Genomic DNA, 12,739 nt, shown 5'->3' on the forward strand with positions numbered 1-12,739 from the left:
TTTGACGCCTTAACCTTTATTGTAAATTGGTAACACTTAATCTTACTTATCCCATAAAGGATAATAACAAACCGCCTATAAGTCCACCAACGATTGCAAACACTAAGTTTACGAAGCCTTTTCCTGCATCTGCTTTGTCCACGATAATGTTCGCTGCGAACAAACCAAAGCCTGCTGCATAAGCCATATCAATCCACGCTGCGCCTGATTGATAAATTAATCCAACGCCATGGTTTAATGACCATGTTGTACCAACGATAAAGCCGGCTGCCATCCAACCACCTGCTGGTCCAAAATTAGTAACTAATTCGCCCCAAAGAAGTCTGATTAAAAAGGCAAATATAAATCCTCCTGAAAATGTAGCTAATCCTAATTGTAGAGTCATTTGTCTTCCCTCCTAATCTTTCTTGAGTGCTGAATTTTGAAGTAAACCGCCAACTGTTGCTCCAGTGATACCACCTAGAATGACGATGATCATTGTTGGTAGCGAATCAACAACCACTTGAAATGTTCCTGCTTCAAATGCGCCACGTGCTGTACCAGCTACGCCAATACCAACTGCCATGTCAACCCAAGCGCCGTCATTGTTATGAACGCCGATAAAGTGATTCATAAACCACATTGTTGAAATGATAATAAATCCAGCAAACCAGCCGCCACCAATTCCGTACGCACCCGCAAAAGCGCCCCAAACGCTCATTACAAACATACCGGCAATTGCTGCTCCTAAAATTGTACCTAAATGTTTCATGTTTTTACCTCCCAAGATAAAATTAAGTTTTGTGTTGATCAGGCCTTTGTATCATACATCATTTTAACTTGACCGGTAATGATGCACAAAAAAAGAAAGCACAGTTGATACATTAAGAATGTGAAAATCAATACTAATTTCCAACTTCTTGATCTACACGGCTCTCAAACTCTCGACCTAATCGTTATTAACTTATAAGACAACTATACATTATCAACAAACCATTTGTCAAGTTCATTTTTTCTTGATGCACATTGACGAAAAGAGAATGACTGTCGACATATTTGTTAAATATTTAACTTAATATTGCTGTTATTTTAGGTTTTTTCCTTAACTATACCATATTTTTTCACAACTTGTTGAAATCGAAGTTGCACCTGCTTTAAGCGCTTCAAGTACTTCCTGTTTATATTCAATCAACCCGCCAACAATAATAGGCACAGATAGCTCTTTGCTCATTACCGCTGTAATCTTAGGAATAATACCAGGCATGATTTCTACTGCATCTGGCTTCATACCTTTAATCGTCGCAATACCGGCATTTATTGACTTCGAGTCCAACATAAATAAGCGTTGAATAACCAACATGTCCATCTCTTTTGCTTTTTTGGTTAGGCTGGATTTGGTGGTTACAATACCTGTTGGATTAATCTCGGATTGGATATAACGAAGTGCATAATTATCATGAGAAAAGCCATGAATGAGATCTATGTGGATAAAGACTTTTCTGTCGTTGGCTTTGGCATAATTCACATCATCTTTCAATGTCAATATATCACCATAAAGCATAAAAATCACATTACATGGTGATTTAATGGCTTTTTCCATATGTTCTCTTGAACTGACCGCTGCAATAATCGGATTGTCGATTAAGATATCATTCATTTGCGATTTAGACATTCTTTTTCCTCCAAGTGTTTATTGAACTTACCGTTGCTAAATGTACTATAAATATACACAAAAGTCAAGCAATACCGGTCATACCTAGCCTTAATAGCGTGTATTTTTTCAATCAATATTGTATACAATAAACGATTTCCATCTACTTATTCGTTATTTAATTATCAATGCCGGGCTCAATTTCTTGCATTATATATTTTTTTTTATAACTATTCAACGTATTTATGTGTGGCTGGTTTTTTAGTTTAATTTAGTAAATTTGGTTAAAGGGTAAAAGTCACCTACACAAAGGACAAATAACATGTTCTTTATCCGTTTTCAAGAATATGCAATAAAGAAGTAGGCCCATGGGCCTACTTCTTTATTGTTCTGACAATACTTTTATATAATCACGCATATAATCCGGTAAATCCGGTGGTCTTCTAGCAGAAATCAGATGACCATCCACCACACATGGTTCATCCAGCCACGTTGCACCTGCATTCATCATATCATGTTTTATGCCCGGTGTGCTCGTTACCTTTTTACCTTTTAATATATCTGCCGATATGAGTACCCACCCTGCATGGCAAATTTCTCCAATAACTTTCTTTTCTTGATCCATACGTTTGGTTATGGTCAAAACCTCATCAAAACGACGCAATTTATCCGGTGCCCATCCACCCGGTACCAACAATGCATCAAATTCCATACCTACAGCCTCTGCAAAATCCATATCCGATGTGGCCGGCACGCCATATTTGCCAATATAGGTTTCGCCCTTCTTTTCACCAGCTAAGACCACCTCTGCACCTTCTTCTCTTAGACGGTAAATAGGATACCATAACTCAAGGTCCTCAAAATCTGTATGAACAAATGCTAACACTTTTTTGTTTTTTAATTTCATTCTTTCGTCCTTTCTTGTTGATTTATTTTTTCCTAATGGTTCAAGGGTAAACCATCTTAATTATAATGTGTCTATTACGTATGTTTTTCTACTAATAATTTGTAAATCTTTTCTGCGTTTTCAGCATAACTTTCTTTGGAAAGTGATTTTACAATCTCTAGACCGCGTTCACGCATTGCCATCGTTTTAGTCGGATGATTTATAGCATCTGTTATTTGATGCTTCAGTTCTGATTCTGTTTTAAATAAGCGTCCCGATTCACCTTCCATCACAATCCCTTTGACATTCGTATCGTCATAAACAACAACGCCAAGCTCAGATGCCATGGCTTCAATAATGGTTAACCCTTGTGTTTCTGTATATGACGCACTCACAAATACGTCTGCCATTTTATAATACTGACCAATTTCTTCATAAGGAACGCTTCCAACAAATATAACATATTTATCAATATTTAGCGCAGCACATAGTTTTAACAATGGCTTCAAATACGGTCCATCTCCAACGATTACTAACTTAAGTTGTTTATGCAATTTTGTAAGTTCAGGCATTTGTCCTAGTAAAAATTCAATATTTTTTTCTTTGCTTATACGCCCTAATGATAGCAACACAAAGTCGCTTTCATTAATATGATGTTTTTGCCTAAGTGCTGCTATAGCTAACTTATCCGCTTCAATCTTAGCAAATTTGTCTATGTCAATACCCGTCGGAAGGATATGAATGTCATTCTTGATGCCATACCTTCTAAGAGATAGCAATGTTTTATCTGTGGGTGCGATAATGCAGCTGTATTTCTTCGCATAGACTTTACAGCTTTTAGTTACCATTTTTTTTACCACTTTTTGACCGTACTTTAAGTTGTAGATATAATGGGTATAATCTTCATACATGGTATGATAGGTATGGACCAAGGGAATATCCAATACCTTAGCCATATATTTACCAAACAAGCCCACGGAAAATTCCGTATGCGTATGTACCAAATCTAGTTCTAGAGCCTTAATCATTCTAATTAAAGGTACATTAAAAGGAATACCTAATCTAAATTCATTCATCCTAATAATTGGTATGGACTTGATTCGAATAACATTTATACTTTCTTCAATATGATGGGGTACCTTGACGGTAATTATGGTTACTTTATGCCCTCTTTTTTCAAGTTCCTCTTGTAGCATCATAACTGAAGTTACAACACCATTAATCTGGGGGTAATAGCAATCTGTAAAAATACCAATGTTCATTTAACCACCTCAACCAACGCTAATACGTTATCTTTAACTCTCTAAGTTTAGTCCTGTCCGAATTAGTATAACAAACTTTTATTAAATAACCGTTAAGACTTTCTTAGGTTTTCTTAAAAGGATTACCTTCAAACTCAAATTTATAATGGTCCAATTTCAGCTCATCTCTAATCTCAAGCAATTCTTTTTGTACCGCTTCATTAACAGGTACACCTCTATCTTTTCTGAACAATCCATGATTATATTCTTTTTCTCCCGCTGTGAATATTGCCTCTTCACCAGGCGCTTTAGTAGAAGCTCTCAGTTCTCTTAGTATATCCCCGGTTGTTTTCTTAAAACTCTCAAGGCCCATAAAGGCTTCTGTATCAATGGCGATAAAAAAATGGCCTAGATGATATGGCACTTTTTCACCCTTCTCACCAATGCCTGTTAACATTCTTAGAAAGTTGCCTTGTTGTAGTGCCGCAGACAAGACTTCCACCACAGTCGCATAACCATAGCCTTTGTACCCTGCCAATGTTTCACCTATACCGCCAAGAGGTGCCAAAGCCGCATTGCCACTTACCAAATCTTCAAGAATCTGTTCGGAATCCGTCATTGCTTTACCGTCTCGTCCAATAACCATGCCTTCCGGTGTGTCTTTTCCAACACGTGCAAAATACTCGATTTTGCCTCTTTGTGTAATAGATGTCGCACAATCTAATATAAAAGGAAAAGGCTCATCAGTAGGCAGACCAAAGGTCAATGGGTTTGTCCCTAACATATTTTCTACACCAAAGGTGGGCGCTATAGAAGGTCTTGCATTGGTTCCTGTAATGCCTATACATCCGGCTTTTGTGGCCATTTCTGCATAGTAGCCCGCAATACCGTAATGTGTTGAGTTCCTAACAGCAACCATACCCATCCCATATTTTTTTGCTTTTTCTATAGCCATGGACATGGCTTTATAGCCTATGACTTGGCCCATACCATCATGACCATCTATTACGGCTGTTGTAGCCGTTTCTCTTAAGACTTCAAAATCCGTGATCGGTTTTTGAATCCGGGCTTTTATTCGATCTAAGTATATCGGTTTGAAGCGATTGACACCATGAGAGTCAATACCTTTACGATCTGAAGCTATAAGAACATCTGTGCAAATAGTTGCATCTTCTTCTGGTACGCCATAACCTATAAAAGCTTCTTTAACAAACCCGGTAATGGTTTCCCAATCCACATAAACTTGTTCCATTGTACATTCCTCCTTTAAATCTGTTGACACGTATAATCATCTGTTTGCATATGGTTTTGACGCCTTAACCATAACACTATTATAACACGTTTCTACCTCATCTGAACAATTCACCACCATTTGAAGCATGTCCGTAAGCCGTATTATTATTCGAATCTATCCGGATTGATTTCATCATCCTTTGGCAATGTTTTCAGTGTTATAAGATGAATTGTGACTCCTGTACCTATGGCAACCAACAAAATCTTGACGTAAAAAATTGGTGCTAGATATATTGAAAACCCTAATGATCCCCATAGGAAAAGTAAGGCACTTATTCTGGTTCTTTTTTTTATCGCCTTGTATTCTATATAATTATGGATATAACTACCAAATGTCTTATGGTTCATAATCCAATGATACATTTTCTTTGAACTTCTTAAATAACAATACGATGCCAAAAGTAAAAAAGGGGTTGTCGGTAATAAAGGTAAGAAAATACCTAACACACCCAAAAAAACCGCTATAGTGCCTATGGTTAATAAAAAGTATTTCCTTGTTTTAACGTAAAACTTATTCATACCATCACCCAACTTATTATCTTTCCTAGACTTTTATATCGTATACAATCTTGTCAGTTCTAACATCATGTTACCATCTTTTTTCTCTACAATCTTTATGATACATTTTTCCTTCGTAATGACAATCTTAAAATCTTATTCGTTGGTATATTCTTTTAGAAATAAGGTCGTCAGCTCATCGACCATACGGCTTATTTTCTTCACTTCATGTCTCATAATAATTATTCTCCTTTTTAAAACACGTCAACAATAGGTATTAAAGTGACTTCTTATATAATAATGTAAGCCATAGTATTTCACAAGCTTTATTCACCTTCTAACGAAAAGTATTGACAAGGCTTTAAATTTGTTATATAGTTAATTACATAAGTAGTTAACCAAATAAGAAGGGGTGTGTGCCTGATGAAAATTGATTTTGGCAGTCAAGTTCCTATTTACCTTCAAATATCTCAATCCATTGAAGATGATATCATACGTGATATTTTTGAAGAAGAGACACAGATACCATCAACAACAGAAGTTTCTATAAACTATAACATTAATCCTGCAACCATTGCTAAGGGCTTTAACCTTCTCGTCGATGAAGGCATACTTTATAAAAAAAGAGGTGTTGGTATGTTTGTAGCAAAAGATGCAAAAAAAACGCTTATTAAAAAGCAAAAAGAACATTTTTATGAGAAGTATGTGATAAGCCTCTTAAATGAAGCTGATAAACTTGGCATCAAGCTGGAAGATCTCATAAAAATGTTAACAGGAGGTCCCGATTATGAATAATATTGAACTTAAAAGTATCACAAAATACTATAATGCCAATTGTGCACTTCAAGAAGTATCTCTAATTTTTGAAGAAAAAAGAATCTATGGTTTATTAGGACGTAATGGCGCTGGAAAGACCACCCTTCTTAATTTAATAACAAATCGTATTTTTCCGACTAAGGGCTACATAACTCTATCTGACCTCCCCATTAGAGAAAATGATGCTCTTCTTGAGCGCATCTTCTACATGACTGAAAGCAATCTTTATCCTGACAGTATGAAAGTTCATGAGATTTTTTGTTGGACTCAGACTTTTTATTCGAATTTCGACTTAACCTATGCCAATGAGTTGTGTGAGAAATTCGACTTGAATCCTAATAAAAAATTCAAAGCGCTTTCCACCGGATACAATACCATTGCCAAACTAATTATTGCTTTAGCCTCAAATGCCAAAATGCTGATTTTTGACGAGCCAATATTAGGTCTTGATGCCCATCATAGGACGCTTTTTTACAAAGAACTTCTTGCCCACTATATCAAAACACCAAAAACCATTATTCTATCCACACATATAATAGAAGAAATAGCTGATTTGCTTGAATGGGTTGTCATTCTTGACAACCAAAAAGTACTTATCAATGAAAGTGTAGCCTCCTTAATGAATCGGGTCTATGCTATTACCGGTAAATCATCAGATGTTGAAGCCTTTTTACAGAATAGGAAAGCTCTAGGTCTCGAGTATTTGGGCAACTATTGTAAAGCCATTCTTCTTGAAGAACTGACAGAGGACTCACATAAACTCATGAAGCAAATGGGACTTGAACAAGCAAAAGTCGGTTTACAAGAACTCTTCATAAAACTAACGAATGTAGGAGGTGTTCAACATGAAATCTCTAAAGTTGGCTAAATTCCATATAAGAATGATGCTACCTTCCACTATGATATACTACATGATTTTCATTATGGTTATTTCTTTCCTGGCTGTCAGTAATTCAAATAGTGGTCAGAATTTTTCTTCTTCCGGGCTTGAGTTTTCAACCGTTGTATTTCTTTTTGTTATGGGTCTAAATGCCTTCAAAGAAAACTTCAACTTCTCTCAAGCCAATAATCTATCAAGAAAAGCTTTTTTTGGTGGGTTATTACTTGCCATTTTACCAATAGCTTTCTTAATGTCAATTATTGACCTCGTTCTAAATCGTATCTATAATATTTTCGTTCCTTCACCAACGAATTATGACATGATTTATGGTACTTTTCGTGATACAGGTATGTTTGATTGGAATACGATGGAATATGTATGGAAGCAAAGCAATTCTTTTTTCACACTTTCTTCTACAGTCATTTGGCAATTTGCCGCATATGTGCTTTTCTTTGTATTGGGTGTTGTCATTACGATGGTTTATTTCAGAAGTAATAATCTTGTGAAGATCATTGTCTCCGTGGCCCCTATAGTATTACTTGTATTGCTTAGGAATTTAGTCGGCTTTCTACCAAAAACCTGGCTACTTAGTTTTGGTGCATTCATCGACACTATTTTTGGTTGGCAAACACGGAACCCCTATATGGCTGTATTAACTTTCTTCATCCTAAGTTTATTTCTGGCTGGATGCTTCTATTTACTACTGAGAAAAGCAGAGGCAAGAGAATAATGATTTTTTCCAAACAAAGCGTCTACTCTTGTTTTGCCTCTTAATTGTTAACGATATAATTTCCTTAACGCTAAAGCAATCGTAAGCATTTACTAGAGAATAAAAAAGAACCGACTCGGATGTCAATCCAATCGGTTCTATTTTTATCTTGGGTTTTATTTGTTGAAGAATGCTTTAAGATTCTTGGCTACATCATTTTCATCTGATCCATTGACAAGAATTCTAATCTTATCTCCATGGGCTGCGCCAAGGGTCAATATGCCTAGAATGCTTTTGGGGTTTACTTCTAGGTCATCTTTTATAATCTTAATATCTGCCAACGCCTTCTGACATACTTTAACCAGTTCGGCCGCCGGTCTTGCGTGTAAGCCTTCTTCAAAGCCTACTGTTGTTGTGAATTCTATCATGTTTTACACCTCTGTTTTTTTCTTTAGCATACCTATAAGGATTGCTGTTACAGCTGTACCTGCAAGGATTGCTACAATATACATTGCTACGTTTTCAACTGCAAAAAATACGAACAGTCCACCGTGAGGCACCGATAAAGTCGCGTTAAATGCCATTGATAAGGCACCAGTCACTGCAGCACCTGCCATGATGGAAGGAATAACACGAAGTGGATCTGCTGCTGCAAAAGGAATCGCACCTTCTGTTATAAAACTAGCGCCAAGCACTGCAGCCGCTTTTCCGGCTTCTTTTTCTGCTAAGGTGAATTTATCCTTAAATATAAATGTTGCGACTGCAAGTCCAAGTGGTGGCACCATGCCCGCTGCCATAACAGCCGCCATAATCGCTGAGCCAGTTCCTGCAACCAACGTACCGGTTCCAAAAGCATAGGCCGCTTTGTTGACAGGACCACCCATATCAAAGGCCATCATTAATCCGATAATTAATCCTAGAAGAATTGCATTCGTACCCGACATACCTGTTAGGAAGTTATTCATTGCTGTGTTAATGGCCGCAACTGGTGCGCCTATAATATAGAAAAATGATAAACCGACAATCAATGAACCAAATACAGGTATAATTAATACCGGCATAATACCTTGAAGTGTTTTAGGTAATTTAATATACTTCTTAATCAGGTTGACCACATAACCGGCCATAAATCCGGCAACGATGGCGCCAAGGAAACCTGCGTTCAATTGAACCGCTACTGAACCACCGATCATACCTACAGCCAAACCGGGTCGATCCGCTATAGAATAGGCAATATAACCGGCTAGTACAGGAATCATAAGTGCAAAACCTGCACCACCACCGATGTTCATTAAATAAGCTGCCAAAGTACCTTCTTGTTGAAAGGCGTCATAACCAAACATAAAACTAAGTGCAATGGCAATACCACCAGCTACAACGAAGGGTATCATAAAGGATACACCATTCATCAAATGTTTATAAGCACCCTTGCTTTCATCTTTTCTTTTTGCTTTGATACCAGCAACGTCATCTACAAGGTTGCTACCTGATGCTTTATAAACAGGTGCTTTTAGTGCGTCCTCAATTAATTTGTTTGCGTCCTTAAGTGCATCACTTACTGCCACAGATACCAGTTTTTTCCCAGAAAACCGTTCCATAGGCACAGATGTGTCACAGGCTAAGATTATGGCGTCGGCTGCTGCAATGTCTTCACTGGTTAGTTCGTTTTCGACACCTACAGAACCCCTTGTTTCTACTTTGATTTCATAACCTTTTTTCTTTGCTGCTTCTTCAATGGCCTCTGCTGCCATATACGTGTGTGCGATACCCGTTGGACATGCTGTTACTGCTAAAATCCTCATTTTCATTCCTCCTATACAATTTTTGTTAAAGCTATAGCCTTGAAATGGCGACTTCCTTCGCTCTCACCGTCAAAGTTAATGCTTCAATGGGCATATGACTTTGAGTGCTGATGGCGATAGAACTTGATGCCACTCCATATGACAGTGCCTTTATCAAACAATCAAGCTCATCACAATCTTGATGTGTTTTCAATCCGTAGATGAATCCTGCCAGCATTGCATCACCTGCGCCGACTGTACTTACCACCTTAAGTGGCAAAATGCCTGCCGATAGTGCATACCTTTCACTGACCAGAATACTACCCTCTTCGCCCATGGACACCAGTACATAATTGACGCCATAATCATCAATTACTTTTTTGCATGCATGGACAATACGCTCCTTACTCTCAAGCTTCATATCAAGCGCCGCTTCCAGTTCATGGATATTCGGCTTAATCAGATACGGTGATCCTTTAAGGCTTTCTAATAAAATTCTGTCATCCGCATCAATGATTACCTTTGTAACGCCTTTTAGTTTCTCTGCAATTTCCCTATAATACCTATTAGATATGCCTTCCGGAAGACTGCCACTGAGTACCACATATTCGCTGTTTTTTCCTGCCTCTAAGATTTTTGCAGTCATGGCTTCCCGTTCACCGTCTGTAACCTTAAAACCAATTTCGTTGATATCCGTCGTTCTATAATTCTGGTCAGGTTCAACAATCTTAACATTGGTTCGAGTACTACCACTGACCAGTATTGCATCAATCGGGATGCCATCTGCCTGGGCATGATTCTTAATACCTTCAAAATTATCCCGTCCGGCAAAACATATGGCTTTTGTTGCCTCACTAAGACTCGATATAATTCGTGCAACATTAATACTTTTACCCCCAAGGGTTACGACTTGCCTTTGAGCTCTATGCACTTGACCCACTGTTAATCCCCTGATTTCGATAATCTTATCAATTGCCGGGTTAAGCGTCACCGTCGTAATCATACATGCCCGCCTCCTTTTTTGTTGCTTCAACCAATAAGACACCTTCAAGCTTAAACTTCTCTTTGATTTCATCCTCTTCAAGAGATGAAGTGATGATGGTGTCAACTGCGCTGATTGGTAATATTTCACACAATGCTACTTTATTGAACTTACTGGCATCTGCAAGAATATACCTTTCTCTTCCTTTTTCTAATATTGCCCGCTTCATTTCCGCTTCTTCAAAATCAGGTGTTGTTAATCCATACTCAAGGCTTATGGCATTAACGCCTATAAACACCTTGTTTATGCGGAATCTTCGTATGGTATCAATAGCCAACTGTCCTACAACTGCAAGTGTGTTGTTTCTAATTCTGCCCCCAAGAATAAATTGCTCTGCCTTAGGGTTTCCGGCTATAAACTGAGTAAAATGAGGTGCATTGGTAAAGACATTGATTTTTATTCTGCTTCTACCAATTAATTTGGCCAACTCAATGGTTGTTGTTCCCCCATCTAAGAAAATGCTGTCATTCTCCCGCAAATAAGAAAAAGCTACTTTTGCGATTTGTTTTTTTTCATATAGATAGACACCTTCTTTTTCATTATAAGTGTCTTCTTTTTCAATGGGCACATTGGACTGAATAATGGCACCACCATGTACCCTTTCAAGTTTTTCTTCATCCTCAAGTACCGTCAAATCCCTACGAATCGTTGCTTCCGAAGCCATAAGTTGATCACATAGATTTTTAACAGTTGCACTTTTATTGGCGTATAGAATCTCAATAATCTTCTGTCTTCTTTCTTCTGGCATCATAAGCTCACCTATAGCAGTTCATTTTTCTTCAACACATCAATAATCGCTTGAGCGTCTGTTGCTTGTGTCAGTTCACTTCGAAATTCTTCTTTCATAAGCCTTCTAGATAGCTTAGCCAATATCTGTAAATGGGTACTACCTGCTTCTTTTTCCGGTACACCAATCATGAACACATGATCAACAGGTTCTCCATCAAGTGCCTTCCAATCTACTTTATCTACACGGCCATACATTAAGAAAGGTTCCGTTACAGCGTCTGTTTTTCCATGGGGTATAGCTACATGAAAACCAACAGCAGTTGAATACTCTTCTTCTCGCTTCAAAACGGCAGCTACATACTTGGCTTTGTCAGCAATTCTTCCTACAGAAAACGCAACTTCTGCCAATTCCTCTATAACACCTTCTTTTGTTTTTTGTTGCACAGGTATAACAATCAGTTCTTCATTTATTAACATAATTTTCCTCCTATCGTTTTATGATGCGTTGTGCATCCACCTTAAGATCTTCATAGTTTGAGTTTATTATGACTTCTTTTACATAGGGAATCATAGATGGACTTACAGATAGTTCATCTACACCCAGTCCTACAAGAATTTTGGCTGCTTCTACATCACTGGCCATTTCCCCACAAATCCCTACTTTGACCCTTTTTGGCTTACATCCTTGTACCACATGATCAATCATACGTATGATGCTGATATTAAAAGCATCGTATAGATAAGCCACTTCCGGATTCAAGCGATCGACCGCTAATGTATATTGACATAAATCGTTGGTACCAATCGATACAAAATCTACATGGTCGGATAATAAGTCGATGGCAAATACCGCTGATGGTATTTCTATCATAATTCCTACTGGGATATCTTCATTATAAGCTTGGTTTTCCGCCTTCAAGGATTCCTTTGCTTCATCAAGACATTTTCTTGCTTCTAATAGTTCTTCTAAGGAACCAATCATAGGAAACATAATTTTTACCGGATAGGCAGCACTGAGTTTTAAAATTGCTCTTAGTTGTGTTTTGAAGATTTCCTTATTTTTAAGACAGAACCGAATGGCCCTAAGCCCCAAAAATGGGTTTTCTTCTTTCGGAAATGTGAAATAGGGCAAAGTTTTATCCCCACCAATGTCTAATGTTCGAATAATGACCTCGCCATTGACATTTTTTGCTATACCTTCATATGTTTTATATTGTTCATCTTCTGTCGGCCA

16 protein-coding genes are annotated in these 12,739 nt (G+C 37.7%); 3 read left to right on the forward strand and 13 right to left on the reverse strand.

Going from position 1 to position 12,739, the window contains the following annotated elements; all coding sequences use genetic code 11:
* Positions 1-46 precede the first annotated feature (46 nt).
* The 7 genes from AC6F8J_RS01005 to AC6F8J_RS01035 form a co-directional block, all read right to left on the reverse strand.
* Positions 47-385, reverse strand: coding sequence for a Lin0368 family putative glycerol transporter subunit (locus AC6F8J_RS01005; RefSeq protein WP_500720390.1), 339 nt, complete (start codon positions 383-385; stop codon positions 47-49).
* Between the two features lie 12 nt (positions 386-397).
* Positions 398-751, reverse strand: coding sequence for a Lin0368 family putative glycerol transporter subunit (locus tag AC6F8J_RS01010; RefSeq protein WP_500720391.1), 354 nt, complete (start codon positions 749-751; stop codon positions 398-400).
* A 330-nt stretch (positions 752-1,081) separates the two neighbouring features.
* The gene (locus AC6F8J_RS01015; RefSeq protein WP_500720392.1) at positions 1,082-1,651 is read right to left on the reverse strand and encodes a glycerol-3-phosphate responsive antiterminator; all 570 of its coding nucleotides are present in this window, start codon (positions 1,649-1,651) and stop codon (positions 1,082-1,084) included.
* A gap of 361 nt (positions 1,652-2,012) precedes the next feature.
* Positions 2,013-2,537 carry a DJ-1/PfpI/YhbO family deglycase/protease gene (locus tag AC6F8J_RS01020; protein WP_500720393.1) on the reverse strand — a complete coding sequence of 175 codons (525 nt, stop codon included), beginning with the start codon at positions 2,535-2,537 and terminating at the stop codon, positions 2,013-2,015.
* 74 nt (positions 2,538-2,611) lie between these two features.
* Positions 2,612-3,778, reverse strand: a complete 1,167-nt coding sequence (locus AC6F8J_RS01025) for a glycosyltransferase (protein ID WP_500720394.1) — start codon at positions 3,776-3,778, stop codon at positions 2,612-2,614.
* 103 nt (positions 3,779-3,881) lie between these two features.
* Entirely contained in the window at positions 3,882-5,009 is a 1,128-nt protein-coding gene (locus AC6F8J_RS01030; RefSeq protein ID WP_500720395.1) for an Ldh family oxidoreductase, read from the reverse strand.
* 146 nt (positions 5,010-5,155) lie between these two features.
* A complete protein-coding gene (locus AC6F8J_RS01035; RefSeq protein WP_500720396.1) occupies positions 5,156-5,569 on the reverse strand; it encodes a DUF454 family protein in 414 nt (137 codons plus the stop codon).
* A 402-nt stretch (positions 5,570-5,971) separates the two neighbouring features.
* On the opposite strand from AC6F8J_RS01035, the gene AC6F8J_RS01040 reads away from it, so the two are divergent.
* From AC6F8J_RS01040 to AC6F8J_RS01050, 3 genes are read left to right on the forward strand one after another with little or no spacing between them, the layout of a single operon-like run.
* Positions 5,972-6,343 carry a GntR family transcriptional regulator gene (locus AC6F8J_RS01040; protein ID WP_500720397.1) on the forward strand — a complete coding sequence of 124 codons (372 nt, stop codon included), beginning with the start codon at positions 5,972-5,974 and terminating at the stop codon, positions 6,341-6,343.
* Entirely contained in the window at positions 6,336-7,232 is an 897-nt protein-coding gene (locus tag AC6F8J_RS01045) for an ATP-binding cassette domain-containing protein (protein ID WP_500720398.1), read from the forward strand. The genes AC6F8J_RS01040 and AC6F8J_RS01045 overlap by 8 nt, the downstream gene beginning before the upstream one ends.
* Positions 7,210-7,974, forward strand: coding sequence for a hypothetical protein (locus tag AC6F8J_RS01050; protein WP_500720399.1), 765 nt, complete (start codon positions 7,210-7,212; stop codon positions 7,972-7,974). The genes AC6F8J_RS01045 and AC6F8J_RS01050 overlap by 23 nt, the downstream gene beginning before the upstream one ends.
* A 155-nt stretch (positions 7,975-8,129) precedes the next feature.
* Here the strand turns inward: AC6F8J_RS01050 and AC6F8J_RS01055 are convergent, their stop codons facing one another.
* The 6 genes from AC6F8J_RS01055 to AC6F8J_RS01080 all read right to left on the reverse strand — a co-directional run.
* Positions 8,130-8,381 carry an HPr family phosphocarrier protein gene (locus AC6F8J_RS01055; protein ID WP_500720400.1) on the reverse strand — a complete coding sequence of 84 codons (252 nt, stop codon included), beginning with the start codon at positions 8,379-8,381 and terminating at the stop codon, positions 8,130-8,132.
* A gap of 3 nt (positions 8,382-8,384) precedes the next feature.
* A complete protein-coding gene (locus tag AC6F8J_RS01060; RefSeq protein WP_330683916.1) occupies positions 8,385-9,755 on the reverse strand; it encodes a PTS fructose transporter subunit IIC in 1,371 nt (456 codons plus the stop codon).
* Positions 9,756-9,786: 31 nt separating this feature from the next.
* Positions 9,787-10,737 (reverse strand): 1-phosphofructokinase family hexose kinase, encoded by a 951-nt coding sequence (locus AC6F8J_RS01065; protein ID WP_275840677.1) that lies wholly within the window; start codon positions 10,735-10,737, stop codon positions 9,787-9,789.
* Positions 10,715-11,524, reverse strand: a complete 810-nt coding sequence (locus AC6F8J_RS01070; protein ID WP_500720401.1) for a DeoR family transcriptional regulator — start codon at positions 11,522-11,524, stop codon at positions 10,715-10,717. Before AC6F8J_RS01070 ends, AC6F8J_RS01065 begins: the two co-directional genes overlap by 23 nt.
* Before the next feature lie 11 nt (positions 11,525-11,535).
* Entirely contained in the window at positions 11,536-11,982 is a 447-nt protein-coding gene (locus AC6F8J_RS01075; protein ID WP_275840676.1) for a PTS sugar transporter subunit IIA, read from the reverse strand.
* 10 nt (positions 11,983-11,992) lie between these two features.
* The coding region (locus tag AC6F8J_RS01080) for a putative PEP-binding protein (protein ID WP_500720402.1) at positions 11,993-12,739 on the reverse strand (747 nt) is incomplete at its 5' end.

Source organism: Petrocella sp. (assembly GCF_059865615.1).